The following is a 24,873-nucleotide window of genomic DNA, read 5'->3' as shown; positions in this document are numbered from 1 at the left end:
GCCCCGGCGAAGGAGGTGGCTCAGGGCGCCCAGGGGGCTCCGCGGTCGACCTGGACGACGCGGTTCACGTAGATGCCCGGCGTCGCGATCGCCTCGGGATCCAGATCGCCCAGCTCGACGATGTGCTGCGTCTGCACGATGGTCAGCTCGGCGGCGGTGGCCATCACCGGGTTAAAGTTCCGGCCGGACTGGTTGTAGACGAGGTTGCCCCAGCGATCGGCCTTCCAGGCCTCGACCAGCGCCACGTCGGCGTGGAGGGCGCGCTCCATCACGTAGTGGCGGCCTTCGAACTCGCGCTCCTCCTTGCCGCGGGCCAGCAGCGTGCCGTGCGAGGTGGCGGTGTAGAAGGCGGGAATGCCGGCGCCCGCGGCGCGCATGCGCTCGGCCAGCGTACCCTGCGGCACGATCTCGAGCTCGATCTTGCCCTCGCGGTACAGCTGCTCGAAGACGACGCTGTTGGCGCTGCGCGGGAAAGAGCAGATGATCTTCCGGACGCGGCCGAGCTCCATCAGGCGAGCCAGGCCGACATGCCCCGTGCCGGCATTGTTGGCGACGCAGACGAGATCCTTCGCACCCTGCTCGATCAGCGCCTCGATCAGCTCGTCCGGCTGGCCGGCGCTGCCGAAGCCGCCGATGAGGACGGTCGACCCGTCCTTCACGCCGGACAGCGCCTCGGCCAGCGAGTTGACGATCTTGTTGATCATGAAAAAATCCGCCCCCGGAACCACATGTTGCAGCGCACCCTGCGCCGCCATTCTTCGCGGCGGATACTGCGTTGTCGGGACGCATTCTCCAAGAGGGGTGACCGATCGGTCGGTCGGCATTTGCGGCTTTCGCCCGGCGCAGGCGGCGCCGGGCGAGGGCGCTTTCAGGCGAGAGGCGGCAGCAGCCGCGTGATCTCGGCGCTCGTCGGCGCGCCGCCCAGGATGTCGAGGTCGCCGTCCCGCAGCCGCCGCGCGGCGCCGACCATGGCCCCCATGGCCTGGCGGTAAAGGCCGCCGCCGATCGAGATCCGGCGCACGCCCGCCGCGGCGAGGACCGAGACCGGCACGGCGCCGCTGCGCGGCCCCATCACGATGTTGACGGGCAGGGGCGCCACCGCCTTCACCACGGCCTCGATCGCCGCCATGTCCGACAGGCCGGGCGCGTAGAGGACATCCGCCCCCACCTCGGCGAAGGCCTGGAGGCGGCGGATCGTGTCGTCCAGGTCGGGGCGGCCGTTGAGGAAGTTGTCGGTGCGGCCGGTGAGCAGGATGCGGCCCTTCGCGGCCCGGGCCGCGGCCTTCACGCGGGCCACCGCCGCGTCGAAGCCGTGGATGGGATCGGCCGGGTCGGCCGTCGTGTCCTCGATGCCGAGGCCAGCGAGACCCGCGGCGATCGAGGCCTCCACCGTCAGCACGCAATCCTCGGGCGAGGGGCCGAAGCCGTCCTCCAGGTCGCCGTTCACGGGCAGGCCGGTGAGGCGATGGATCATCGCCGCATTCTCGATCGAGACCTCGCGGCTCAGCGCCGCACGGCCGTCGGGCACGCCCATGGCGAAGGCGATGCCCAGCGAGGTGGAGGCCAGCGCCGGAAAACCCTCGCGGGCAAGAAGCACGGCCGATCCGCCGTCCCAGGGGTTGGGCATGACGAAGCAGCCTGATCGATGCAGGTCGCGGAACTTTTCATAGGCGGCGCTCATGGCGGCTTTCCTCCCCGGTTGAGAGGAAGCCTAGACGGACGGGCGGAAAAAACCATTCGGCGTTTTCCGAAGCACCATCCGCCGGAAGATCCCTAGTCCTGCTCTTCCGCGTAGGGATTCTCCGTCCCGCGCAGCTGCAGCCGGATCGGCACGCCCGGCATGTCGAATTCCTCGCGGAAGCCGTTGAGCAGGTAGCGCTGGTATTCCTGCGGCAGCTGCTCGGCGCGGGTGCCGAAGATGGTCAGCGTCGGCGGCCGCGCCTTGGGCATGGTGATGTAGCGCAGCTTCAGGCGCCGGCCCTCGACCAGCGGCAGCTGATGCCGCTCCAGCATGTTCCCGAACCAGCGGTTCAGCGCGCCGGTGCCGACGCGGCGGTTCCAGCGTTCGTGCGTGCGACGGACGGCAGGCAGCAGCTTGTCAACGCCCGCGCCCGTGGCGGCCGAGATGGTCACAACCTCCAGGCCGCGCAGCTGGTTCAGCGAGGTCTCCAGCGTATCGGCCACCCGGCTGCGCGCGGCGGCCCGGTCCTCGATGGCGTCCCATTTGTTCAGGGCGATGACCATCGCACGGCCCTCGCGCTCGGCCAGGCGGGCGATGCGGATGTCCTGCTCCTCCAGCCCCAGCAGGGCGTCGAGGACGAGGATCACCACCTCCGCCTCGCGCAGCGCGTTGATGGAGGAAGCGACACTCAGCCCCTCCAGCTTGGCGTTGATCCGCGCGCGCTTGCGCATGCCGGCGGTGTCGACGATGCGGATCGGGCCCTGCTCATCCTGCCACTTCGCGGCGACGGCGTCGCGCGTGAGGCCGGGCTCGGGCCCGGTGATCATGCGCTCCTCGCCCAGCAGCGTGTTGAGCAGCGTGGACTTACCGGCATTCGGCCGGCCGAGGATGGCGAGGCGGAGCAGCTTCTCGTCCTCCTCCTCCTCCGTCTCGCTCGGGGCATCGACCTCGGGCAGGTGCTCGACGATGGCATCCATCAGCCCGGCGATGCCCTCATTGTGCTCGGCGGAGACCGCGATGGGGTCGCCGAGGCCGAGCTCGTAGGCCTCCATGGCATTGGCGGCGCCGCCGCGGCCCTCGGCCTTGTTGGCGACGAGAATCACGGGCCGGCGCGCGCGGCGCAGCCAGTTGGCGAAGGCACGGTCGGACGCGGTGATGCCCGAGCGCGCGTCCACCACGAAGATGGCGACGTCGGCCTGCTCCAGCGCCGCCTCGGAGCTCGCGCGCATGCGGCCGAAGAGGCTCTCGGGCGCGGCTTCCTCGAGGCCGGCGGTGTCCACCAGCAGGATGTCCCGGCCGCCCAGCTGGGTCTCGGCCTCCTTGCGGTCGCGCGTCACGCCCGGCGTGTCGTCCACGATCGCGAGGCGCCGCCCCACCAACCGGTTGAAGAGCGAGGACTTGCCCACGTTCGGCCGGCCGAGGATGGCGACCACCGGCAGGCTGTCGCCACGATCTGACATGATTTTATCCAACTCCGCGAAGGGCAACGACGGAACCGCCGTCGGTCATCAGGTAGACGCTGTTATTGGCCACGACGGGCTGCTGCGTCGCGCCGTCGGGCAGGCGCAGGCGGTCGATGATCTCGCCCGTGCCGGCATCCACCTCGAGCAGCTGGCGGTGGCTGGACGCGACCAGGATGCGGCCGCCGGCGACGACCGGCGGGCTCCAGATGATCGGCCGGCGGCGCCGGGCCTCGTCCTCGTAGCTCTGCAGTTCGCTGATCCAGCGGACGCGGCCGTTGTCGCGCTCCAGCGCCATCAGCCGGTTGCCGCGGGTCAGCGCGAAGCACCAGTCGCCCACGACGGAGGGGGTGAGCGACCCGCCCACCTCGCGCTCCCAGACGCGGCGGCCCGAGCGCAGGTCGATCGAGGTCGCCGCCCCGGCCATGCCGATGGCGAAGACGCGGCCGCGGTCGATGACCGGCAGCGCCGAGATGGCACCGATATCGGCGATGGAGACGCCACCGCGCGTGGTGCCGAGGCTCTCGCTCCAGAGCACGCGGCCGTCGGCGATGTTCAGGGCCACGATCTCGCCGGAGGCGAAGCCGGCGACGGCGGTGTCGCCCTCGACGGCCGGGCTGGGCAGGCCGAGCGGCAGCGCCTGCACGGGGGAGGCGCGGAAGGTCCAGGCGCGGCTGCCATCCTCGGTTGTGAGGCCGACCAGGTGGTTCTCGACCGTGGGGACCAGGATCCGGTTGCCGGCGACCGAGAGGCCGCCGCGCGCGGGCACGCCGATGGACGCGCGCCACTTGATCTCGCCCGAGGCGGGGTCGAGCGCCAGCACTTCCGCCAGGCCGGTCGCGACGTAGAGGACGCCGTCGGAATAGGCGAGGGCGCCGCCCAGGGCGCCGTCGCGGTCCCGGCGGGGGCGGGTGTCGGTCTGCCAGCGGCGGCCGCCGCGGCCCGCATCCAGGCAGCTCACCCAGCCCAGCGCGTCGATGGCGAAGACGGCGTCTCCCACCACCAGCGGCGGGGCGGTGAGGCGGCGGCGATAGGCGTTGCCCGAGCCGATGGAGGTGCGCCAGACCTCGCCGACCGGACGCGGCAGCGAGAGATGGCCCGGCGCATGGCCCGGCGCGCCACCGGCCGTGGGCCAGTCCGCATTGAGCGTCGGCGCCGGCAGCGAGAAGGGACGGCTGAGGGCGGCCTCGTCGGGCGCGACCTCACGCTCGCTGGAAAGGACCGAATGGCGCTCGCCCGGCAGTGCCACCTTGGGCGTGCCCAGCATGTCGTCCACCCAGTTCCGGGTGCTTTCGCAGCCGGCCAGAAGGGCGGCGCCACCCAGCAGCGCCGTGCGGCGACCCAGGAACCGTTTCGTCGAATCGGGCATCAGCTTCCCAGTCCTTGGAGCAGGCGGCCGGCGCGGTCGCGCAGCCCCTGCGGCGTCGCGACATCGGTGGTGAGCGCCTGGAGCGTGGCGCGCGCCTGTTCGGTGTTGCCGGCCTTGAGGGCGGCGAGCGCCTGCACCTCCTGCGCGGAGGAGCGCCAGGGGGCGCCGGGCGCGGTGAGGGGGGCGACGCGGCCCTCGATCTCGGCGGCATTGCCGGTATCCAGGGCATGCAGCCCCCACATCACGGTCGCGAGATCGCGATAGAGTGGGTCGGCCGCGGTGTCGCGGGAGAGGGCGTCGTAGGCGGCCAGGGCCTGCTCCATCTGGCCGGTCTCGGCCAGCAGGGAGGCGCCACGCAGGCGGGCCAGGGCGCGATAGCCGGCCGGCGCCTGGGGCACCATGGCCACGAAGCGGTCCGCGATGGCGCGGAGGTCCGCACCTTCGGCCGCGGCGTCGCGCGTGGCGGAGAGGAAGGTGTCGGCGACCTTGGCGGCCTCGCGCCGCTCATACCAGCGCCAGCCTTCCCAGCCGCCGACGCCGGCCATGGCCAGCAGCACGACGCCGATGACGAGGCCGCCGTAGCGCTGGGCGAGCTTGCGCGCGCGCTCGGCGCGGAGCTCCTCTTCAACCTCGTCGATCAGATCGGACAATGCGGGCGCCTTTGTTCGGGGGAGGGCGTTCGGGAGGAGCGGGTATAGCGGCCCCTTTGCACGGCGTTAAGGCTTGCCGGCGTTTCTTGGCGGATGTGCGGCCATCGACCCTCCTTTCCCTGCTTCTCCTTCCCATTCTGGGCGGCTGCGACGGGCCGGCGCTCGTCGCCACGGCGGGCGTGAACGTGGCCTCGCTGACCCTGGTCGGGCGGTCGGTGCCGGATATCCTGGTCTCGGGCGTGACGGGGCGGGACTGCTCGATCGTCCGCCTGGACCGAGGGATGTCCTATTGCGCGGCGCGGGTGCCGGCCCCCTCGCCGCCGCCCTACTGCACGCGCAGCCGGGGCAGCGTGGATTGCTGGGTGACCCGGCCGGGGACGATCCCCATGGTCCAGGGCGTGGTGGACGGGCCGGCGAGCCTCACGCCGGCCCAGGAGGCCGACCGGACGGCCCGCTGGCCCGGCTTCTAGCCGCGTTCAGGCGCTGGGCGTGAAGCTGCGGTCGATGATGTCGGTCACCCGGATCGAGCGGTTGATGATGCCGTATTCCAGCAGCTTGTCCGCCTGGTCCTGGTATCCCCGCAGGGCGGCGTCATCGAGCGGCGTCGCCCGCACCCGGTCCACGCGGAAGGTCCATTCCAGGGCCTCGGCCGGCTGGCGGATGAGGGCGGCGGTGAGGCGCGCATATTCCGCCGGATTCTCGAGGCCCCAGGCCGTCGCGCGGTCGACGCGGCGGGAGAAGTCCTGGAAGAGCTCCCGCTTGGCCGGGATGGCGGAGGCCTTCACGGTGGTGAAGGCGGCCGCGGGCACCAGGTTCTCGGCCGTCGCGAGGATGCGGGCGCCGTATTGCTGGACCTCGATGGAGGTGAGCGCGCCCCAGACCGACCAGGCGTCGATCTGCCCCGCCCGGAAGGCCAGGGCGGAATCCGCGGGGTTGATCCAGGACACCCGGACGTCGCGGGCCTTGAGGCCATGGGCCTCCAGGATCCGCAGCATGGAATAATGGGTCCAGCCGCCGCGCACCGAGGCGATGTTCTTGCCCCGCAGGTCGGCCACGCTCCGCAGGGTGGAGTTCTGCGGCACGATCAGCGCATGCGACGCGCCGGTGGAGCGGGTGGTGGCGATGCCCTTGAAGGGCGCGCCAAAGGAGGCGACGCTGAAGAGGTTGATGTCGCCGATCTGGGCGATGTCCACCGCATCGGCCTGCATCGCCTCCAGGATGGGCTGTGCCGCGATGAATTCCTTCCAGTCGATGGTGTAGGGCAGGCCGTCGAGCTGGCCGGCGCCCTCCAGCAGGGCGCGGAGGGTGCTACGCTGGTTGCCCACGTTCAGGACGGGCCGCCCCTGGGCGCGGACGATCGCGGGCGCGGCGCAGATCGCCCCGGCGGCGAGCAGGAGATGCCGGCGGGAAGGCGCGGTGATGTTCGTCACGGGGAGCACTCCTGATGGGGTGAGGTCCGGAAGCCGGATTAACCTGTTAAACAGGTTAAAATTATATTTTATCTTATTTATTGGTGAAATTGGCCGTTGCGCATCCCTGCCATGCGGCACTCCGCCGTGGAAAAGGGCGTGGCTCAGGGCCTGGCGGGGTGCAGCACGCCCTGTTCGGTGACGATGGCGTCCATCGGGATGTCGTGGGGCTGCGGAAAAATCGTCGGAATGGCGGCGCGGGAGCTGCCGACGCCCAGCACCAGCGGCCGGGCGGCCATCGCCGCGAGCGTGCGGTCGAAGAAGCCACCGCCATAGCCGAGGCGATAGCAGCCGGGGTCGTAGCCCACGACCGGCGCGATCACGACATCGGGCGCTACTTCCGCGCCCTCGGCGGGAAAGGGGATGTTCCAGACGCCCCGCGCCAGGGCGGCGCCGGGCCGCCATTCGCGGAAGACCAGTGGCCGGCCCTTCTCGATCACCACCGGCAGGGCGCAGCGCCCGCCGCGCTCATGGATCCGCCCCAGCCAGGCGCGCAGGTCGGGCTCGCCGCGGAAGGGCCAGTAGGCGCTGACGATGCGGCCCGCGACCTCGCCGATCGCGAGGTCCAGCCCCTCGGCAATGCGCGCCGTCTCCTGGCGGCGGGTCTCGGGGTCGATGGCGAGGCGGAGCGCGATCAGGCGCTCGCGCTCCGCCTTACGCCAGCGGGCCACGTCGCGGCGCTGCTGGGCGTCGGGCTCCGGCGCATAGCCGAGGTAGTCGGGGTCGACCTCGTGCAGGAAGCAGGCCGGGGAGGCGTAGTCGTGGAACTCCGGCGGCTTCGGAGGCTTGGTCATGACCCCGTGCGCCGGAACCGCTCGTCGCGGCCGAGCAGCACGCCCTGGCCCGCCGCGATGCCCATTTCCAGGCTCTGGGCGATGCGCCGCGCGCGCTCAAGGAAATGGTCGGCCGCGATGGGCGGGCAGATCTCCCGCGCCGCGGCCTCGAAGAGCGCCAGCCAGCGGTCGAAGTGCCCGGCATCCACGGGAAGCGGCAGATGCTTCTCCATCGGGCTGCCGTGATACTCGCCGGACATCAGCGCGACCGATGACCAGAAGGCGAACATCCGCTGGAGATGCGGTTCCCATTCGCCGATCCGGGCCGCGAAGACCGGCCCGATCAGCGGGTCCTCGCGGACCCGTTCATAGAAGTGGCGCACCAGCCGCTCGATCATCGCGGCATCGATGCCGGTGCGCGCGACGATCTCGGCGGTGGCCCGCGCGCGGCGCTCGGCGGCGTCGCGCGCCGCGTTCACCGGAAGTTGACCGGCTTGCCGACCGGGGCGCCCAGCACCTCGTCGTCGCGCATCGCCACCTGGCCGCGGATGATGGTGCCGACCGGCCAGCCCTGGCAGCGATAGCCGTCGAAGGGCGTCCAGCCGCAGGGGCTGGCGATCCAGTCGTTGGTGATCTCGCGCGACTTGGCCATGTCCACCAGCGTGAAGTCGGCGTCGAAGCCGACCGAGAGGCGACCCTTGTTCACCGCACCGTATACCCGCGCGGGGCCGGCGCACATCAGGTCCACGAGGCGCATGAGGCTGAGGCGGCCGCTGCTCACATGGTCCAGCATCACGGGCACGATGGTCTGCACGCCGGTCAGGCCGGCCGCGGTATTGGGCCAGGGGCGCTCCTTCGCCGCGCGGGAATGCGGGGCGTGGTCGCTGCCGATCACGTCCACCGTGCCGTTGCGCACGGCGGCCCAGGCGGCCTCCAGGTGGCGCTTGTCGCGGATGGGCGGGTTCATCACGGCATAGCCGCCGAGGCGGTCATAGGCCTCGTCGGTCTGGGTGAGGTGGTTCACCAGCACCTCGGCCGAGCAGATGTCCTTGAACTCCGCCAGATATTCCAGCTCCTCGGCGGTCGAGACGTGGAGGATATGCGCGGGGCGGCCGGTCTTGCGGGCTAGGGCCAGCAGGCGCTTCGTGCCGAGCATCGCGCATTCCACGTCGCGCCAGACCATGTGGTTGCGGTGCGGCATGCCCTCGGTGAAGAGCGGTTTGCGCTCCTGCAGGCGGTACTCGTCCTCGGAATGGTAGCAGATGCGGCGGCGGCCGGAGCGCATCACGGCCTCCAGCGTCGCATCGTCCTCGATCAGCAGGTCACCCGTCGAGGAGCCGGCGAAGACCTTCACCGCGCAGACATTGTCCTCGAGCTCGAGCTCGGCGAGCTCGGCGATGTTCTTCTTCGAGGCGCCGACATAGAGGCCCATGTCGCACCAGGCGTGCTGGGACACATGCTCGCGCTTCCAGGCGAGCTGCGCCGAATCGGTGATGGAGGGCGAGGTGTTCGGCATGTCGAAGACGGCCGTGAGCCCGCCGAGCACGGCGGCCCTGGTGCCGGTCTCGATGGTCTCCACGGCCGGATCGCCCGGCTCGCGCAGATGGACATGCGCGTCGATCAGCCCGGGCAGGACGTGCAGATGCGTGCAATCGATCACCTGCGCCGCCTCGGCCTTGCCCAGCGCGCCCATGGCCGCGATCCGGCCATCGCGCACGCCGATGTCGAGCGGCTCGATGCCCCAGGGCAGGACGGCCTGGCCGCCGCGCAGGATGAGATCGAAATGGGGCATCGCGGAACTCCGGAAGATGGAGGGTCGCAATCTGACGGGTCCGGCAGGACGTGCAAGACGTGTCCGGAATCTTGAAACATAAAGATATATCGATGATATGGTGGCGAATGCCTTCCCGGGAAGGGGTTCCGGGCCGACATCGGCCCCGCCGAAACCTGAGGGCGTGAGCCCCAGCCCAGGAGCAATCAAGGATGTACTCCGGCCTGCCCCGGCACCTCCGGGGCGACGATCGACGCCCGTCCCGGCGGGCCTGAACGGCGTGCCGGACATCCCGCAGCCGACCGACTCCGACCCGCCCTCGCCCTGCCGGCACGTCTGCCGGCTGGAGGGGGAGGTCTGCCTCGGCTGCGGCCGCCGCCTCGACGAGATCGCGGCCTGGTCTATCGCCAGCGTCGCGGCGCGGCACGCGATCCTGCGTGCGGCGGGCGAAAGGCGGGCCGCTTTCGGCGACGAGGCCGCGGGCTTGCCGGCCCGCCCCGGCGCGGCGGTGGCGCAACGAAAGAAGGGGTGACGGGGGGCCGCTTCGGCCGCATATCCCTCTCATGTCCCATGCGCTGATCGTCGATAACCTCGTCAAGACCTATGTCGCCGGACGGCCCCCCGCGGTGGATGGGCTCAGCTTCGCCATGCCCAGGGGCGCCACCTACGGCCTTCTCGGCGGCAATGGCGCGGGCAAGACCACCACCATCGCCATGCTGCTGGGCCTGCTGGTGCCGAGCTCGGGCCGCATCACCGCGCTCGGCCACGACATGGAGAAGGACCGCTTCGCGGCCCTGGCGCGGATGAACTTCTCCTCGCCCTATATCGCGCTGCCGCACCGGCTCTCGGTCTCGGAGAATCTGCGGGTCTATGCCCATCTCTACAACGTCCGGCAGGCCGAGGCGCGCATCGCCGAGCTGGCGCGCGACCTGCAGCTGGAAGAGCTGCTGGACCGCCCGGCCGGCGAGCTCTCGGCGGGCCAGAAGACCCGCGTGGCGCTGGCCAAGGCGCTCATCAACCGGCCCGAGCTGCTCCTGCTTGACGAGCCGACGGCCAGCCTCGACCCCGACACCGGCGACTGGGTCCGCAGCTGGCTGGAGCGCTACCGGGCGCAGACCGGCTGCGCCATCCTGCTGGCCAGCCACAACATGGGCGAGGTGGAGCGGCTCTGCGACCACGTGCTCATGCTGAAGCAGGGCAGGGTCGTGGACGAGGGCAGCCCCGGCGACCTCGTGGAGCGCTTCGGCCGCGGCGACCTCGAGGAGGTGTTCCTCGACATCGCGCGGGGCACGCGGGCGGAGGCGGCGCAATGACCGGGATGCACGATCGCGAGGCGCCGCGGAACGATCCGTCGCCGCTCCTGCAGAGCGCCCGCCGGGTCTGGGGCCTGGTCTATCGCCACCTCGCCCTCTACCGCCGCTCGCCGCCGCGCCTCATCGAGCTGATGTACTGGCCCGTGCTGCAGATGATCGTCTGGGGCTTCATCACGGCCTATCTCGCCGGGGTGCAGAACAACCTTGGCTCGGTCGCGGCCGGAGTGCTGCTCGGCGGCGTGCTGCTCTGGGAGGGCGCGCTGCGCAGCCAGATGGGCTTCTCCGTCTCCTTCCTGGAGGAAATCTGGTCGCGCAACCTGGGCCATATCTTCGTCTCGCCGCTGCGGCCGGGCGAGCTGGTGGCGGGCCTCGCCACCATGGCCCTGCTGCGCACCCTGATCGGCGTGATCCCGGCCATGCTGCTGGCCTGGTTCCTCTATTCCTTCAACATCTTCGCCCTGGGCCCGCTGATGGTCGCCTTCTTCGCGGCGCTCATCATCATGGGCTGGGCGGTGGCGCTGGGCGTGACCTCGCTGATCCTGCGCTACGGCGCGGGGGCGGAGACGCTGGCCTGGTCGGTGCTCTTCGGCATCACGCCCTTCGCCGCGGTCTTCTATCCCGTGAGCATCCTGCCGAGCTGGCTGCAGCCCGTCGCGCTGGCGCTTCCGGCCTCGCATATCTTCGAGGGGATGCGCGCGGCCCTGACCCATGGCGAGGTCGCCTGGGGCCATCTGGGCGCCGCCTATCTGCTGGATGCGGTGTGGATCGCGGCGATGGGCTGGGTCTTCATGAACCAGTTCCAGGCGGCCCGGGTGAAGGGCGCGCTGCTGAACATCGGCGAATAGGGCCATGGCCGGGGAGGGATGCCTTCCCGGCCATGAAGCGCCTCAGGCCAGGAAGTCGAAGACGTTGCTGTCCTCGGTCCGCCGGCCCTCGATGTGGCGGCGATACCAGATCGCGTAGAAGAGGAGGTGCCAGGCGGCGCTGCCGGCGCGCTTCTCTCCCGCATGGCGGAACAGCGATTCGACCTTGCCCGGCAGGCAGAGGTCGACGATCGCCGGCTGCCGTGCCACCAGCGGTCCCAGCCGGTCCGCCCGGCGGGCGATCCAGGCGCCGATCGGCACGGTGAAGCCCTGCTTCGGGCGATAGGGCTCGGAGGCGGGGAAATGCCGGGCCAGCCATTCGCGCAGCAGCCATTTGCCGGCGTTCTTCCGCACCTTCAGCGAATCCGGCAGGCGGAAGACGGCCTCGGCCACGCCGGAATCGAGGAAGGGCGTGCGGCCCTCCACGCCATGGGCCATCAGGCAGCGGTCGAGCTTGGAGAGCAGGTCGTTGGGCAGCCAGTCGGCGACGTCCACGGCCTGCGCGGTCTGCAGCCGCGTGCGGCCCTCGGTCGCGACCTCGGTCTCCGAGGCGGCGATGCCGTCGCGCCAGGAGCGCGGCGGGGAGCGCAGCACGTCCAGCCGGTCGAAGGCGCCGCGGGACCGCATGGCCCGGCCCCAGAGCCACCAGGGCCGCATCGCCGCGCGGTAGCGGCCGTAGCCACCGAAGATCTCGTCCCCGCCCTCGCCGGCCAGCACCACCTTCACGTCCTCCCGCGCGCGGCGGGCCAGGAACCAGGTGGGGATGATGGCGTAGTCGGCCGCTGGGTCGTCCATGCCGCCGACGATCTCGGGCAGGTGCCGCCAGACCATCTCCTCGGTGACCTGCACCTCGACGTGATGGGCGCCGGCGGCCTGGGCGGCGTGGCGGGCGGCGGCGCGCTCGTCGGCCGCGCCCTTCACGTCGAAGCCCGCGGTGAAGGCCATCACGGGATTGGTGTTCAGCCGCGCCATCATGGCCAGGATGGCGGCCGAATCCGTGCCGCCCGAGAGGAAGAGGCCGTAGGGGACGTCGCTGCGCTGATGCAGGGCGACGCTCTCCTCCAGCGCGCGGTCGAGGCGGGTGAGCGCATCCTCCTCGGAGATGTTCTCCGGCGGCCCCTCCGGCAGGGCGGAGCGGCGATGGCGCTCGACGATCCGGCCGTCGGCGATGCACAGGCTCTCGCCCGGCAGAACGCGGCGGATGCCTTCGAAGATGGTCTCGGCGCCGGTGGTGAACTGCAGCTGCAGCAGTTCCTCGCGCTCCTCCTCGCGGACGCGCGGCTTGACGAGGCCGGCGGCGATCAGCGCCTGCGGCTCGGAGGCGAAGGCCACGCCCTCGGGCAGCTCGGCGATGTAGAGCGGCTTGATGCCGAAGGGGTCGCGCGCCAGCACGAGGCGGCGCGTGGCGCGGTCATGCAGCGCGATCGCGTACATGCCGCGCAGGCTGTCCACGAAGCGCAGGCCGTCGCGGCGATAGAGGTGCAGCGGCGGCTCGCAATCGGACTGCGTGGCGCAGACGAGCTGGTTCTGGTCGCGCAGCTCCCGGTAGTTGTAGATCTCGCCATTGGCCACGAGGGCGGCGCCGCCGGCGAAGAGCGGCTGGTCGCCCGTCACGAGGTCAATGATCGACAGGCGCGTATGGGCGAGGGCCACGCCCCCGGCCAGGTGATGCCCGGCGCCGTCCGGCCCGCGATGGGCCAGCGCCGAGGTCATGGCCTCCAGCGCCGCCATCTGCGGCGCGCTGCCGGGGTGGAGGGCGAGGCCCGCGAGGCCGCACATCTATCCGTTCCTCATCGCTGTACCTTGTGGAGGAAATCGCGCCATTGGGCGAGGACCGGCGCTTCGGCGAAATCCGTCTCGAAGGCCTTCCGCGCTCTTTCCGCCATTCCGGCCGCGGCGGCGCGGTCGGCCAGCACGGCCCGCAGCGCATCGGCCATCGCCTCGGGCGCCTCGACGGGGACGAGCAGCCCGGTCTCGTTAGGCACGATGAGCTCGCGCGGCCCCTGGGCCGCCGCGGCGACCACGGGGCGCGAGGCGGACCAGGCCTCGAGCACGATATTTCCCAACGGCTCATGCCGGGAGGAGCAGAGGAAGACGTCGCTTCCCGCCAGCAGCGCGCCGATATCCGTCCGCCAGCCGAGGAGGTGGACGCGGTCGGCGACGCCGCATTCCCGGGCGAGGGCGGTCAGCGCCTCGCGCTCCGGCCCTTCGCCGGCGATGCAGAGCGTGGCTTCGGGGACCAGGGCGAGGGCGCGGATCGCGACGTCGAAGCCCTTGTTGCGATGCAGCCGGCCCATGGCCAGCACGCGCGGCGCCGCGCCGGGCAGATCGGCGGGGGCGGCGTCGGCCAGGTCGCTCACGAAGTTCGGCAGGTAGTGCGCGTTCTCCGCCGGGCAGCCCTGGGCGACGATCCAGTCGCGCAGGTCGCGGGTATTGCCCACGAGATGGTCGCAGCTGGTGTAGTATTTGAGGTCGTAATAGCCGCCGAGCCGCCCGATCGTCGGCCAGGGCCCGCCGGGCGTCTTGGCGGCGGCGCGGTTCATCCAGACCATGGAGACGAGCGGGCGATAGGACTTCAGCAGCAGGCCGAGCCTCGGGCGGGTCATGACGTCCAGCGGGCCGCCGAAACGCAGCTCGAACGGCGGCAGGCCGCCCTCGGCGAGGCGGGCCGCGCGTTCCGGATCGCGGCGGATGACGGGCAGGACCTCATCGCCCGCGCCGTGCAGCGCCAGCGTGAGCCGCTCGAAGAAGGCCTCCGCGCCGCCGTGGCGGGCGCCGGCCATGATATTGGCCAGACGAATCATAGGGGGCGGATCATGCAAGGGCCTCGAAACGGGCGGCGATGTCGTCCCAGCCGGGGCCCGTTCCCCGGGCCAAGGCGGCGCGGTGCATGGCGAGCCAGGCGGCATCGTCGGTGAGAAGGCGGCGGGCGGCCTCGACGAACTGGTCCTCGTCGCGCGCGACGATGCCGGTGACGCCGTCCACCAGGCGTTCGGCCACAGAGCCGCGGTTCATCACCACGCAGGGTAGGCCCACGGCCTGGGCTTCCGCGAGGGCGAGGCAGAAGGTCTCGCCCTCGTCGCCGAGGTAGAGCATGCAGCGGGCCTCCAGCAGCTTGTCCCGGAGCAGGCCGCGGGCGACGGGCGGGAAGACCCGCACCCCCGCCGCCGTCGCGCGTTCCAGGATCGGCGCGGCGCGATCGGCGAGGCGGGCGTCGCCCTCATAGGTCGCGGCCCCCGAATAGGCGTGGAGCTCGCCAGCGCCGAGGCGCGGCCAGAGCTCGGCCAGCCGGTCGAGGCCGCGCAGGGGATTGGAGGTGAAGATGGCGACCGGCGGCGGCGGGGCGCGCTCGGGCGCCGCCGCATCGAAGGGCGGCGCCACAGCGAGGGGAATTTGCGCGCGCGGGCCCGGCAGCCAGCCCGGCACCGTCGAGGCGTGGTAGTCGCCGAGCGTCACCAGGGTGGGGCGCGCGAGCAGCAGCGGCCAGGCATGGCGCGGCTTGCGGAGATAGCGCGCGGGATTGTGCAGCCAGAGTACGCGCCGACCCCGGGTCAGCTGCCGGAAGAGCCGCGGCACGCGCACCGCGATTACGAGGTCCGCGCGGTCGGGCAGGGCGGTCGCCTCGCCCTCGAAATGCAGGTGAAGCTCGTGGCCACGGGCGGCAAGGGCCCGCGCCAGCAGGGCCACCGCCGTCTCCACCCCGCCCAGCGGCCGCGTGCCGATGGCCTCGGCCTCGATGCGCGGCCCCTCATTGGCGAGGACGATTCTCAATGCCGGTGACGCTCCGGCTCCAGCCGCGCCTTGAGATGTGACAGCAGCGGGAAGAGCCCGGCGCAGAGCGCGATCAGCACGCCCCAGCCGCCTTCCTTGTAGCCCTTCCGCCCGATCAGGCACTTGAAGGTGCGCGAGACGAAGCGCCGCAGGTTGTTGCCGAGGCTACCGATATCGCCGGAATCCAGCAGGTCCGCCGCCTTGGCACTGCTGTAGCGATCCAGCCGGCGGAGCATGTCGGAGATGTCGCGGTCTACCTCATGGCGGATACCGTGGGTGGTGAGCCGCGCGCCCTCGCTGCCCGTCCAGTCGAGGCCGGGGTGCACGCGCTGGGCGCGCCAGTGCTTGGCGCCCTTGCGGAAGAGGATGGGCTTCAGCGTCGTGCCGAAGCTGCCGCCCCAGCCGTGCAGGATCAGCCGGTCGCCCACGTAGTTGTCGATGCGGACACGGTGGAAGGCCTCCGCGCTGGTCTCGATGAGCTGGCGGATCTCGGCGCCGAGCTCGGGCGGAACGCGCTCATCCGCGTCGATCTCGATGATCCAGTCACCCGAGCAGGCGGCGATGCCGGCGTTGCGGCGCTCGCCCTCCAGCGCCCAGGCGCCCTCCAGCACCACGGCGCCGGCCGCGCGGGAAATCTCCGCGCTGGCATCGGTGCTGCGATCGAGGACCACCACGATCTCGTCGACGAAGCCGAGGGTGGCGAGGCAGGCCGGCAGGCGCGCCTCTTCGTTGCGTGCGACGACGAGGGCTGAGAGCCTCATGCCGCCACCCCAGGCGCGCTCACGGGGGCCAGCAGATGCGTCGCGGCCTCAACCACGCTGTCCACGGACAGGCGGTCCATGGGCGTGGTGGCGGGCGGACCATCGGCCAGCACCGCCTCGGCGCGCGGGCCGACGGGGCCGTATTCGCTGGCCGGGGTGGGCCCGAAGAGGCCGAGCGTCGGTACGCCGGTGGCGGCCGCGATGTGCATCAGGCCGGAATCATTGCCGACATAGAGGCCGGCGCGGGCCAGTGCGGCCGCCACCTCGGGCAGGGAGAGGCGGCCCACCAGGTCGACCGCGCCCGGAAGGGCGTTGAGCACGGAGGCGGCCGAGCGCCGCTCCTGCTCGCCCGGCCCGCCGAGGATGGCGATCCTGGCCTGGGGAAGGGGGCCGTCGGCCGCCGTGAGGCGATCGGCGAGGGTGACGAAGCGGTCGGCCGGCCAGGTCTTGAGGTGCCAGTTGGAGGTGGGGCCCAGCACCAGCCAGGGGCCGCCGGGCAGCAGCTCGGCCGCACGGGCCTCGTCCGCTGCGTCGAACCAGGCGACCGGGTGCGGCGGCGGCTTCACGCCCAGCGCGTCGGCGATGTGCTGCAGGCGATGCCCGGCCCGCCGCCCGCCGCGCATCACGGCCCGCCGGCGCGTCCAGAGCAGCCAGGCGATGGCCGAGCCGCGGAGGTCCACGACCAGATCCCAGCGACGGAAGGCGACTTTCCGCCAGAGGTCCAGCCAATGCAGCGACCAGGGCCGCTTGGTGACGGGGATGATCCGCTCGAGCCCGGGCATGCGGGTGAAGACGCCCTCGGCCACATGGCCGCAGGCGACGGTGACTTGCGCTCCCGGATGGGCGCGCAGCAGATGGTCGAGCAGGCCCGTGGAAAGCACGGCGTCGCCGATCCGCGTCGAGGTGATGAACAGAATACGCACGGGTTTCCTCTAGCAGAATCCCCCCCGGTTGAACCCCCTGCCGAAGCTGCCACATTCGGGGCATGTCCATCGCAACCCTCCCCGAACGTGCCGTCCTCGAAGTCACCGGCGAGGATCGGCTGACCTTCCTCCAGGGTCTCGTCTCCAACGACGTGCTGGATATCCCGGCGGGCGAGGCGCGCTGGGCCGCGCTGCTGACACCGCAGGGCAAGTGGCTGGCGGATTTCTTCCTCGTCCCGCAGGGCGAGCGGCTGCTGATGGATGTCGAGGCGGGGCTCGCCGAGACCGCGATGGCCAGGCTGCTGCGCTTTAAGCTGCGCTCCAAGGTCGCGATGGCGCGGCTGGAGGGGTTCTCCGTGCAGGCCGGCTGGGGCGAGGCCATGCCGCCCGGCGCCACGCCCGATCCCCGGCTGGCGGAGGCCGGCTGGCGGCTCGTCACCTCGGCGCCCTTGCCGGCGACGGCCTCGGCCGAGGATTACGACGCCCATCGCCTGGGCCTCGGCCTGCCCGACGGCAGCCGGGACCTGCAAGCCGAGCAGTCCGTGCTGCTGGAGGCCGGCTTCGACGAGCTCCAGGGCGTTTCCTGGACCAAGGGCTGCTACATGGGCCAGGAGCTGACGGCGCGGACCAAGTATCGCGGCCTCATCAAGCGCCGCCTCGTTCCCGTGGAGATCGACGGCGACATGCCGCCGCGTGGCACGCCCGTCACCCGCGAGGGCACGGAAGTCGGCGAGATGCGCTCCGGCTGGGGCAAGCGCGGCATCGCGCTGCTTCGCCTGGCCGCGCTGGATGGCGGCGAGCTGCGCTGCGGCGAGGCCGTTCTGCGCGCGCGTCCGCCCGCCTGGATGAAGCTGCCCGAATCCGCCGCGGGCTGAGGCCCTCAGCCCGTCGGCTTCACCCGGCCCAGGGAACGCTCCGCCGCGAAGCGCTGGCGGAGCCATTCCGCCGCCGGGCCGGTGGGGCGCTGCTTATGCCAGACGAGCTCCAGCGCCACCGGCCAGTCGCCGTCGTCGAACTGCAGGTCGGGGGTGATCAGCTCGGGCGCGGCGGCCGAGTTGGCGATGACGTGGTCCGCCACGAAGGCCCAGCCGATGCCGTGCTTCACCATCTCCAGGATGACCCACTGGCTCTCCACCCACCAGACCTCGGCGGCCACGCGCAGGCGCTGCTTCTCCCGCCCGCCGCCGCGGCCGGAGATCAGGATCTGGCGATGGCGCTTCAGCTCCTCCCATTCCACGCGCGCCTTGGCGAGCGGGTGATGGCGGCCGCAGACGAGCTTGAGCGGCACCCAGCCGATGGTCTGGAAGCCGAGCTCGGTGGGCAGCGCCTCCTGCTGCCACATGACGCCGAGATCGGCCTTGCCCTCGCGGACGAGCTGGCTGACGTCGTCCATCAGCGGGAACAGGACCTCCAGCTCCACGAAGGGGAATCGCTCCGCGAATTCGGCGAAGAGCCCGCCGAGCGCGCGCTCCGGATAGAGCTGGTCGATCGCGACCACGAGGCGCAGCTCCGTCCGCCGGTCGAGGCTGGAGGCGACGCCGAGGAAATGCTCGCGCCGCTCCAGCACCACCCTGGCCTCGGCCAGCAGCCGCTCGCCCGCCGGTGTCAGGACGGGCTGGCGCCCCTCCCGGCTGAAAAGTGCGAGGCCGAGATCAGTCTCGAGATTGGCGACCTGGGTGCTGACCGCGGATTGCGCCTTGCGCAGCCGCCGCGCCGCCGCCGAGAAGGAACCGGCCTCGGCCGCGGTGACGAAGGCTTCGAGCTGATCCAGCGACACGGTCATATCTGATTATCAGATGGATACTAACTTGGTGTCATCGCAATTCGGATGGAAAAGGCGCCCGCCGCGGCGACTTTCCTCCCGTGGATTCTCCCAAGAGGCCTCATCATGCGTAGCGTTCGTGATCGTATCCGCCATGCCCTGCTGTTCGAGGCCATCGGCCTGGCGATCGTCATCGTTTTCGGAGGACCGCTCTTCGGCCTGTCGACCGCGGATATCGGCGTCATCGCCGTCGGCAGCGCCACGGTCGCGACGGTGTGGAACTACATCTACAACCTGGGCTTCGACCACGCGATGCGCCGCCTCACCGGCCAGACGCGGAAGGGGCTGTGGGTACGGGTGGGCCATGCGGTGCTGTTCGAGGCGGGGCTGCTGATCATCCTGCTGCCGCCCATCGCCTGGTACCTGAACATCAGCCTCGCCGAGGCCTTCATCATGGATCTCGCGATCGCGGCCTTCTACGTGGCCTACGCCTTCCTCTTCAACCTGGCCTACGACCGGGTCTTCCCGATCCCGCCGATCGAGCCCCAGCCGGCCTGAGGGCCGGCCAGGTCTTCCGTGTGGCGATCGCGCCGCCTCAGGCGGTGCGGTCCACCCCGCCGCTGCCGCTGAGGGCCGCCTGCGCCGCTGCGAGCCGGGCGACCGGCACGCGGTAGGGCGAGCAGGAGACGTAGTCGAGGCCGACTGTCTCGCAGAAGGAGATCGAGGACGGGTCGCCGCCATGCTCGCCGCAAATGCCGAGCTTGAGGCCCGGCTTCACGCTGCGGCCCTTCTGCGCGCCGATCGACATGAGCGCGCCCACGCCGTCCGGGTCGATGGAGACGAAGGGGTCCTTCGGCAGCACGTTCTTCTCGACATAGGCGGGCAGGAACTTGCCCGCATCGTCGCGCGAGAGGCCGAAGGTGGTCTGCGTCAGGTCGTTGGTGCCGAAGCTGAAGAAGTCCGCGCTCTCGGCGATGGTATCGGCCGTCAGGCAGGCGCGCGGCAGCTCGATCATGGTGCCGACCAGGTATTCGATGGTCGTCCCCGTCTCCTCGAAGACCTGCTTCGCGACGCCGTCCACCTGCGCGCGGGTGATGTCGAGCTCGCGCTTCACCATCACCAGCGGGATCATGATCTCGGGAACGGGCGCCAGGCCGGTCTCCTTAGCGACGGCGACGGCCGCCTCGAAGATGGCGCGGGCCTGCATCTCGTAGATCTCGGGATAGGTGACGCCCAGGCGGCAGCCGCGATGGCCCAGCATCGGATTGGCCTCCGACAGCTCGGAGGCGCGGCGCTGCATGGCGGCGGCCTCGACGCCCAGGCTGGCGGCGACCTCGGCGATCTCTGCCTCGGTATGCGGCAGGAATTCGTGCAGCGGCGGGTCGAGCAGGCGGATCGTCACCGGCAGGCCGGCCATGATGCGAAACAGCTCGGTGAAGTCGTCCCGCTGGAAGGGCAGCAGCTTGGCCAGCGCGGACCGGCGGCCATCCTCCGTCTCGGACATGATCATCTGCCGCACGGCGCCGATGCGCGCGGGGTCGAAGAACATGTGCTCGGTGCGGCAGAGGCCGATGCCCTCGGCGCCGAACTTCTTCGCGGTCTCGGCGTCCAGCGGGGTTTCCGCATTCGCGCGCACCTTCATGCGACGGACCTTGTCGGCCCATTCCATGAGGGTGGCGAAATCGCCCGAGAGCTGCGGCTCGATCATCGCGACGGAGCCGAGGAAGATCTCGCCCGTGGCGCCGTCCAGCGTGACGGTATCGCCCGCGCGGACGATCTGGCCGCCCGAGGACAGCGCCTGCGAGGCGTAGTCCACCGCGATGCCGCCGGCGCCCGCCACGCAGGGCCGGCCCATGCCGCGCGCCACCACCGCCGCGTGGCTGGTCATGCCGCCACGCGTGGTGAGGATGCCGCGGGCGGCGTGCATGCCGTGGATGTCCTCGGGGCTCGTCTCGATACGGACGAGGATGACGCTCTCGCCCTTCTGCGAGCGCATCTCCGCCTCGTCGGAGCTGAAGACCACCACGCCGCAGGCCGCGCCCGGTGAGGCCGGAAGGCCCTTGCTGAGCAGCTTGCGCGGCGCCTTGGGGTCGAGCGTCGGGTGCAGCAGCTGGTCCAGCGAGCCGGGGGCCACGCGCTTGACGGCCTCGGTCTCGTCGATCAGCCCCTCGCGGCACATGTCCACGGCGATCTTGAGCGAGGCGGCGGCGGTGCGCTTTCCGTTGCGCGTCTGCAGCATGTAGAGCTTGTTCTGCTGCACCGTGAACTCGATGTCCTGCATGTCCTTGTAGTGCTTCTCGAGCACGGAGCGGACGCGGACGAGCTCCTGATAGGCGGCGGGCATCACCGATTCCATCGGCTTCTCGCCGGGCTTGGCGCGGCCCGAGCTCATGGGTTGCGGCGTGCGGATGCCGGCCACCACGTCCTCGCCCTGCGCGTTCACCAGGTACTCGCCGTAGAAGATGTCCTCACCGGTCGAGGGATCGCGGGTGAAGCACACGCCGGTGGCGCAGTCGTCGCCCATGTTGCCGAAGACCATGGCCTGTACGTTCACGGCCGTGCCCCAGCTCGCCGGGATGTCGTTCAGGCGACGGTAGGTATTGGCACGGGCGTTCATCCAGGAGCCGAAGACGGCGCCGATCGCGCCCCAGAGCTGCGCGCGCGGGTCCTGCGGGAAGGGATTGCCGGTGGCGTCGGCGACGACGGTCTTGAAGCCCATCGCCACGTCCCGCCAGTCGTCGGCGGTCAGCGCGGTATCCTCGGCCGCGCCGCGGTCGAGCTTCACGTCCTCGATGATCTCCTCGAAGCGGTGGTGATCCACGTCGAGCACGACCGAGCCGTACATCTGAATGAAGCGGCGGTAGCTGTCCCAGGCGAAGCGGGCATCGCCGCTCGCCTTCGCGAGACCCTCGACCGTCTGGTCGTTGAGGCCGAGGTTCAGGACGGTGTCCATCATGCCCGGCATGGAGACGCGCGCGCCCGAGCGGACGGAGACGAGGAGCGGCTTCTCGGTGTCGCCGAACTTCAGGCCGACGGCTTCCTCGATGCGGGCCAGCGCAGCGCCGACCGCGGCGTCGAGCTCGCCCGGATACTGCTTTCCGTGGTCGTAGAAGTAGGTGCAGACCTCAGTGGTGATCGTGAAGCCCGGCGGCACCGGAAGGCCGATCGAGGCCATCTCGGCGAGGTTGGCACCCTTGCCGCCGAGAAGGTTCCGCATCTCGGCGCTGCCCTCGTTGTGGCCGGCGCCGAAGCTGTACACCCACTGTGTCATGCGCGGTTTCCTTCAGGCTTCGATCTTGGAGAGGTCGCCCACCGTGTCCATCGCGGCCCGGAGGCGGGAGAGTAGTCGCAGGCGGTTGCGGCGTAATGAAGGCTCGGGATCGTTGACCATGATCCGTTCGAAGAAGGCATCCACCGGCGCGCGGAGCGCGGCGAGGGCCGAGGTCGCCGGGCCGAACTTCTCGGCAGCCAGCAGCTCGCGGACGGAGCCGTCGATGGCGTCGAGGGCGGCATTGAGCGCCTTTTCCTCCGGCAAGGCGAGCAGAGCCTCGTCCACCGCGCCGGAATGCGGGCCGTCCTTCTTTTCCTCGATGCGCAGGATGTTCTGCGCGCGCTTGTAGGCGGCCAGCAGGTTCTTTCCGTCCTCGGATTCGACGAGGCCCTTCAACGCTTCGGCGCGGGAAAGGATGCGCAGGATGTCGTCATCCTGGCCGATGCTGGCGGCGACGAGGTCGTGCCGCGCGCCTTCGGCGCGAAGCTGCACGCGCAGGCGGTCGGTGAGGAAGTCGACCACGCCGGCCGCGAAGGCAGCGACCATCGGCGGGTGGCGGCCCTCGGCCGGCGCGCCGGCCTTCATGCGCTCCTGCGCCACGGCCATGCCGAATTCCGGCGTGGCGGTCGTGCCCGTGGCCTGCGGGAAGCCGAAGAAGGCCTCGCCGAGGATATCCACCAGGCGCAGCCGCAGGCCGTTCTCGCGCAGGATGCGGATGACGCCGAGCGCGGCGCGGCGCAGCGCGAAGGGATCGCCGCTGCCGGTCGGCCGCTCATCGGCGGCGAAGAAGCCCGCGAGCTGGTCCAGCTTGTCCGCCAGCGCGACCGCGATCGCGACGGGCTCGGTCGGCACGGCGTCGGTCGGGCCCAGCGGACGGTAATGCTGCGCGACGGCATCCGCCACGCGCGCATCCTCGCCCTGCAGGCGCGCATAGTAGCCGCCCATCACGCCCTGGAGCTCCGGGAACTCGCCGACCATGCCGGAGACGAGATCGGCCTTGGCGAGCAGCGCCGCGCGTTCCGCGAGCGCCGCATCGGCGCCGACCAGCGGCGCGAGGAAGGTTGCGAGCCTCGCGATGCGACGGACGCGCTCGCCCTGCGTGCCGAGCTTGGCGTGGAAGACCGCGCCGTCGAGCTTCGGGAGGAACTCCTCCAGCTTCTGCTTGCGGTCCTGGTCCCAGAAGAAGCGCGCATCGGAGAGGCGGGCGCGCAGCACGCGCTCATTGCCTGCCACCAGCGCCTTGCCGCCGTCGATGGCCGCTATATTCGCCACCAGCGCGAAGAACGGCGCGGCCGTGCCGTCCGGCCGGCGCAGCGCGAAGTAGCGCTGGTTCACGCGCATGGAGGTGCGCATCACCTCGGCCGGCAGGTCCATGAAGCCGTCTTCGATGCGGCCGAGCAGCGGTACGGGCCATTCGACGAGGCCGGCGACCTCGGCCAGCAGACCCTCGTCGGGCACGACCTCCAGCCCCTCGGCGGCGGCGAGCGCGGCCACTCCGTCGCGGATGATCGCCATCCGGGCCTCGGCGTCGGAGACGACGAAATGCTCGCGCAGCTTCCGGGCATGGTCGGCCGCCCCGGTCACGGCGAAGGCGCCGGGCGCATGGACGCGATGGCCCTCGGTAAGGTCGGCCGCCACGAGGCCATGGGCCGCGTCATTGCCGCGCGCGAGCGCGACCGGCACGGGCTTGCCGTCCAGCAGGCACAGCACGCGCTGCAGCGGGCGCACCCAGAGCAGGGCGGAGCTGCCCCAGCGCATGCTCTTGGGCCAGGGGAAGGACCAGACGAGATCGGGCAGGGCGCGGTGCAGCACGGCCTCGGCAGTGATGGTCTCGCCGGGCTTCACCAGCACCAGGAAGCCGTTCTGCTCGACGAGCATCTCGCGGGTCGCATTGTGCTTCTTGAGGAAGCCGGCCAGGGCCTGGTCGGGCGCGCCGAGGCGCGGGCCGCGCTCCTCGCGGGCGGGCGTCTCGGCCGAGAGCGCCATATCGGCCACGAAGCCCAGGCGCCGCGGGCCGTGGAAGCCCTTCGGCTCGCCCTGGATCAGGGGCGCGAGGGCGGCCTTGGCCAGCCGGCACAGATCCTCGGCCGCGCGGGCCTGCATGCGCGCGGGGATTTCCTCGGTAAGGAATTCGATCAGCAGTTCAGACATGGATCAGGCCACCCGCTCATGCTGGGCCGCGCCCGCCAGCCAACTCTCGCAGCAGGCCTTCGCGAGGGCCCGCACACGTCCGATATAGGCCGCACGCTCGGTCACGCTGATGGCGCCGCGGGCGTCCAGCAGGTTGAAGCGGTGGCTGGCCTTGATGCACTGGTCATAGGCCGGCATGGCCAGGCCCTTGGCGACCAGGGCGGCGCATTCCTGCTCCGCCTCCTCGAAATGGCGCTTCAGCAGCGCCACGTCGGCATGCTCGAAATTATGCGCGCTGTATTCCTTCTCGGCGCGGAGGAAGACGTCGCCATAGGTGACGCCGCGGCCGTTGAAGTCGAGGTCGTACACGTTCTCGACGCCCTGGATATACATGGCCAGCCGCTCGAGCCCGTAGGTCAGCTCGCAGGAGGGGACCTCGCAGGGGATGCCGCCGACCTGCTGGAAATAGGTGAACTGCGTCACTTCCATGCCGTCGCACCAGACTTCCCAGCCGAGGCCCCAGGCGCCCAGCGTCGGGCTCTCCCAGTCGTCCTCGACGAAGCGGATGTCGTGCAGCGCGGGGTCGAGGCCGAGGGCCTTGTAGCTCTCCATGAGCATGGCCTGCGGGTCGCGCGGGCTCGGCTTCATGATGACCTGGTACTGGTAGTAGTGCTGCAGCCGGTTCGGGTTCTCGCCGTAGCGGCCGTCCGACGGCCGGCGCGAGGGCTGCACATAGGCCGCGCTCCAGGGCTGCGGGCCGAGGGCGCGCAGCGTGGTCGCCGGATGGAAGGTGCCGGCGCCCATCTCCATGTCGTAGGGCTGGAGGATGAGGCAACCCTGCGACGACCAGTAGTCGTGCAGGCGAAGGATCATCTGCTGGAAGGAGAGGGGCTTTTCGGTCATCGC

General features: G+C 71.0%; 24 protein-coding genes. 6 read left to right on the top strand and 18 right to left on the bottom strand.

Features of this window, described 5'->3' with window-relative positions:
• Positions 1-20 precede the first annotated feature (20 nt).
• The 5 genes from KHU32_RS21410 to KHU32_RS21390 all read right to left on the bottom strand — a co-directional run bounded on the left by KHU32_RS21410 (position 21) and on the right by KHU32_RS21390 (position 5,160).
• Positions 21-704 (bottom strand): 3-oxoacid CoA-transferase subunit A, encoded by a 684-nt coding sequence (locus KHU32_RS21410; RefSeq protein ID WP_213672210.1) that lies wholly within the window; start codon positions 702-704, stop codon positions 21-23.
• A 164-nt stretch (positions 705-868) separates the two neighbouring features.
• Entirely contained in the window at positions 869-1,681 is an 813-nt protein-coding gene (locus KHU32_RS21405; RefSeq protein WP_213672209.1) for an isocitrate lyase/PEP mutase family protein, read from the bottom strand.
• A 92-nt stretch (positions 1,682-1,773) separates the two neighbouring features.
• Positions 1,774-3,141 (bottom strand): ribosome biogenesis GTPase Der, encoded by a 1,368-nt coding sequence (der, locus tag KHU32_RS21400; RefSeq protein ID WP_213672208.1) that lies wholly within the window; start codon positions 3,139-3,141, stop codon positions 1,774-1,776.
• Positions 3,142-3,145: 4 nt separating this feature from the next.
• Positions 3,146-4,510, bottom strand: a complete 1,365-nt coding sequence (locus KHU32_RS21395; RefSeq protein ID WP_213672207.1) for an outer membrane protein assembly factor BamB family protein — start codon at positions 4,508-4,510, stop codon at positions 3,146-3,148.
• Complete coding sequence (locus KHU32_RS21390; RefSeq protein ID WP_213672206.1) at positions 4,510-5,160, bottom strand: tetratricopeptide repeat protein; 651 nt, start codon at positions 5,158-5,160, stop codon at positions 4,510-4,512. The genes KHU32_RS21395 and KHU32_RS21390 overlap by 1 nt, the downstream gene beginning before the upstream one ends.
• A gap of 95 nt (positions 5,161-5,255) precedes the next feature.
• Between KHU32_RS21390 and KHU32_RS21385 the strand changes: the two genes are divergently transcribed.
• Complete coding sequence (locus KHU32_RS21385) at positions 5,256-5,630, top strand: hypothetical protein (protein ID WP_213672205.1); 375 nt, start codon at positions 5,256-5,258, stop codon at positions 5,628-5,630.
• A gap of 6 nt (positions 5,631-5,636) precedes the next feature.
• On the opposite strand, the gene KHU32_RS21380 is transcribed toward KHU32_RS21385, so the two are convergent.
• From KHU32_RS21380 to KHU32_RS21365, 4 genes are all read right to left on the bottom strand, one after another.
• Complete coding sequence (locus tag KHU32_RS21380; protein WP_213672204.1) at positions 5,637-6,590, bottom strand: aliphatic sulfonate ABC transporter substrate-binding protein; 954 nt, start codon at positions 6,588-6,590, stop codon at positions 5,637-5,639.
• A gap of 143 nt (positions 6,591-6,733) precedes the next feature.
• The gene (locus tag KHU32_RS21375; RefSeq protein WP_213672203.1) at positions 6,734-7,423 is read right to left on the bottom strand and encodes a 5-formyltetrahydrofolate cyclo-ligase; all 690 of its coding nucleotides are present in this window, start codon (positions 7,421-7,423) and stop codon (positions 6,734-6,736) included.
• The gene (locus tag KHU32_RS21370; protein ID WP_314073074.1) at positions 7,420-7,881 is read right to left on the bottom strand and encodes a group III truncated hemoglobin; all 462 of its coding nucleotides are present in this window, start codon (positions 7,879-7,881) and stop codon (positions 7,420-7,422) included. Before KHU32_RS21370 ends, KHU32_RS21375 begins: the two co-directional genes overlap by 4 nt.
• Positions 7,878-9,194, bottom strand: a complete 1,317-nt coding sequence (locus KHU32_RS21365; protein WP_213672202.1) for a dihydroorotase — start codon at positions 9,192-9,194, stop codon at positions 7,878-7,880. Before KHU32_RS21365 ends, KHU32_RS21370 begins: the two co-directional genes overlap by 4 nt.
• A gap of 259 nt (positions 9,195-9,453) precedes the next feature.
• On the opposite strand from KHU32_RS21365, the gene KHU32_RS23500 reads away from it, so the two are divergent.
• The 3 genes from KHU32_RS23500 to KHU32_RS21350 are packed head-to-tail and all read left to right on the top strand — an operon-like array spanning position 9,454 to position 11,331.
• Positions 9,454-9,705, top strand: coding sequence for a DUF1289 domain-containing protein (locus KHU32_RS23500; protein ID WP_213672201.1), 252 nt, complete (start codon positions 9,454-9,456; stop codon positions 9,703-9,705).
• Positions 9,706-9,736: 31 nt separating this feature from the next.
• Positions 9,737-10,486, top strand: coding sequence for an ABC transporter ATP-binding protein (locus KHU32_RS21355; protein ID WP_213672200.1), 750 nt, complete (start codon positions 9,737-9,739; stop codon positions 10,484-10,486).
• Positions 10,483-11,331 (top strand): ABC transporter permease, encoded by an 849-nt coding sequence (locus KHU32_RS21350; protein ID WP_249681494.1) that lies wholly within the window; start codon positions 10,483-10,485, stop codon positions 11,329-11,331. Before KHU32_RS21355 ends, KHU32_RS21350 begins: the two co-directional genes overlap by 4 nt.
• Before the next feature lie 42 nt (positions 11,332-11,373).
• Here KHU32_RS21350 and asnB read toward each other — a convergent pair whose 3' ends face one another.
• From asnB to KHU32_RS21325, 5 genes are read right to left on the bottom strand one after another with little or no spacing between them, the layout of a single operon-like run.
• Positions 11,374-13,128 carry an asparagine synthase (glutamine-hydrolyzing) gene (asnB, locus tag KHU32_RS21345; RefSeq protein WP_213672199.1) on the bottom strand — a complete coding sequence of 585 codons (1,755 nt, stop codon included), beginning with the start codon at positions 13,126-13,128 and terminating at the stop codon, positions 11,374-11,376.
• Between the two features lie 11 nt (positions 13,129-13,139).
• On the bottom strand, positions 13,140-14,153 hold the full coding sequence (locus tag KHU32_RS21340) for a glycosyltransferase (RefSeq protein WP_213672198.1): 1,014 nt from the start codon (positions 14,151-14,153) through the stop codon (positions 13,140-13,142).
• 10 nt (positions 14,154-14,163) lie between these two features.
• Positions 14,164-15,120: a glycosyltransferase gene (locus KHU32_RS21335; RefSeq protein ID WP_213672197.1), complete on the bottom strand. Its 957-nt coding sequence runs from the start codon at positions 15,118-15,120 to the stop codon at positions 14,164-14,166.
• On the bottom strand, positions 15,117-15,881 hold the full coding sequence (locus tag KHU32_RS21330) for a glycosyltransferase family 2 protein (RefSeq protein WP_213672196.1): 765 nt from the start codon (positions 15,879-15,881) through the stop codon (positions 15,117-15,119). Before KHU32_RS21330 ends, KHU32_RS21335 begins: the two co-directional genes overlap by 4 nt.
• Positions 15,878-16,804, bottom strand: a complete 927-nt coding sequence (locus KHU32_RS21325) for a glycosyltransferase family 9 protein (RefSeq protein ID WP_213672195.1) — start codon at positions 16,802-16,804, stop codon at positions 15,878-15,880. The genes KHU32_RS21330 and KHU32_RS21325 overlap by 4 nt, the downstream gene beginning before the upstream one ends.
• A 62-nt stretch (positions 16,805-16,866) precedes the next feature.
• Here KHU32_RS21325 and ygfZ point away from each other — a divergent pair, with 62 nt between their 5' ends.
• Positions 16,867-17,679 (top strand): CAF17-like 4Fe-4S cluster assembly/insertion protein YgfZ, encoded by an 813-nt coding sequence (gene ygfZ / locus KHU32_RS21320; RefSeq protein ID WP_213672194.1) that lies wholly within the window; start codon positions 16,867-16,869, stop codon positions 17,677-17,679.
• 5 nt (positions 17,680-17,684) lie between these two features.
• Here ygfZ and KHU32_RS21315 read toward each other — a convergent pair whose 3' ends face one another.
• Entirely contained in the window at positions 17,685-18,587 is a 903-nt protein-coding gene (locus tag KHU32_RS21315) for a LysR family transcriptional regulator (protein WP_213672193.1), read from the bottom strand.
• Positions 18,588-18,692: 105 nt separating this feature from the next.
• Between KHU32_RS21315 and KHU32_RS21310 the strand changes: the two genes are divergently transcribed.
• On the top strand, positions 18,693-19,124 hold the full coding sequence (locus KHU32_RS21310) for a PACE efflux transporter (RefSeq protein WP_213672192.1): 432 nt from the start codon (positions 18,693-18,695) through the stop codon (positions 19,122-19,124).
• Positions 19,125-19,161: 37 nt separating this feature from the next.
• Here the strand turns inward: KHU32_RS21310 and ppdK are convergent, their stop codons facing one another.
• From ppdK to KHU32_RS21295, 3 genes are read right to left on the bottom strand one after another with little or no spacing between them, the layout of a single operon-like run.
• On the bottom strand, positions 19,162-21,837 hold the full coding sequence (gene ppdK / locus KHU32_RS21305; RefSeq protein WP_213672191.1) for a pyruvate, phosphate dikinase: 2,676 nt from the start codon (positions 21,835-21,837) through the stop codon (positions 19,162-19,164).
• Between the two features lie 12 nt (positions 21,838-21,849).
• Positions 21,850-23,988, bottom strand: a complete 2,139-nt coding sequence (glyS, locus tag KHU32_RS21300; RefSeq protein WP_213672190.1) for a glycine--tRNA ligase subunit beta — start codon at positions 23,986-23,988, stop codon at positions 21,850-21,852.
• Between the two features lie 3 nt (positions 23,989-23,991).
• Positions 23,992-24,870: a glycine--tRNA ligase subunit alpha gene (locus KHU32_RS21295; protein WP_213672189.1), complete on the bottom strand. Its 879-nt coding sequence runs from the start codon at positions 24,868-24,870 to the stop codon at positions 23,992-23,994.
• Positions 24,871-24,873 lie beyond the last annotated feature (3 nt).

The sequence above is a fragment of the Roseococcus pinisoli genome, from assembly GCF_018413645.1.
GTDB lineage: Bacteria > Pseudomonadota > Alphaproteobacteria > Acetobacterales > Acetobacteraceae > Roseococcus > Roseococcus pinisoli.
This window is presented reverse-complemented; position numbering and strand designations above follow the sequence as displayed.

Coding starts and splice junctions, on each gene's coding strand:
- KHU32_RS21375 (WP_213672203.1), bottom strand. CDS start 7,423: ATGACCAAGCCTCCGAAGCCGCCGGAGTTCCACGACTACGCCTCCCCG.
- KHU32_RS21330 (WP_213672196.1), bottom strand. CDS start 15,881: ATGAGGCTCTCAGCCCTCGTCGTCGCACGCAACGAAGAGGCGCGCCTG.
- asnB (WP_213672199.1), bottom strand. CDS start 13,128: ATGTGCGGCCTCGCGGGCCTCGCCCTCCACCCCGGCAGCGCGCCGCAG.
- KHU32_RS21410 (WP_213672210.1), bottom strand. CDS start 704: ATGATCAACAAGATCGTCAACTCGCTGGCCGAGGCGCTGTCCGGCGTG.
- KHU32_RS21365 (WP_213672202.1), bottom strand. CDS start 9,194: ATGCCCCATTTCGATCTCATCCTGCGCGGCGGCCAGGCCGTCCTGCCC.
- KHU32_RS21350 (WP_249681494.1), top strand. CDS start 10,483: ATGACCGGGATGCACGATCGCGAGGCGCCGCGGAACGATCCGTCGCCG.
- KHU32_RS21405 (WP_213672209.1), bottom strand. CDS start 1,681: ATGAGCGCCGCCTATGAAAAGTTCCGCGACCTGCATCGATCAGGCTGC.
- ppdK (WP_213672191.1), bottom strand. CDS start 21,837: ATGACACAGTGGGTGTACAGCTTCGGCGCCGGCCACAACGAGGGCAGC.
- KHU32_RS21310 (WP_213672192.1), top strand. CDS start 18,693: ATGCGTAGCGTTCGTGATCGTATCCGCCATGCCCTGCTGTTCGAGGCC.
- ygfZ (WP_213672194.1), top strand. CDS start 16,867: ATGTCCATCGCAACCCTCCCCGAACGTGCCGTCCTCGAAGTCACCGGC.
- KHU32_RS21315 (WP_213672193.1), bottom strand. CDS start 18,587: ATGACCGTGTCGCTGGATCAGCTCGAAGCCTTCGTCACCGCGGCCGAG.
- KHU32_RS21355 (WP_213672200.1), top strand. CDS start 9,737: ATGTCCCATGCGCTGATCGTCGATAACCTCGTCAAGACCTATGTCGCC.
- KHU32_RS21395 (WP_213672207.1), bottom strand. CDS start 4,510: ATGCCCGATTCGACGAAACGGTTCCTGGGTCGCCGCACGGCGCTGCTG.
- glyS (WP_213672190.1), bottom strand. CDS start 23,988: ATGTCTGAACTGCTGATCGAATTCCTTACCGAGGAAATCCCCGCGCGC.
- der (WP_213672208.1), bottom strand. CDS start 3,141: ATGTCAGATCGTGGCGACAGCCTGCCGGTGGTCGCCATCCTCGGCCGG.
- KHU32_RS21295 (WP_213672189.1), bottom strand. CDS start 24,870: ATGACCGAAAAGCCCCTCTCCTTCCAGCAGATGATCCTTCGCCTGCAC.
- KHU32_RS21340 (WP_213672198.1), bottom strand. CDS start 14,153: ATGATTCGTCTGGCCAATATCATGGCCGGCGCCCGCCACGGCGGCGCG.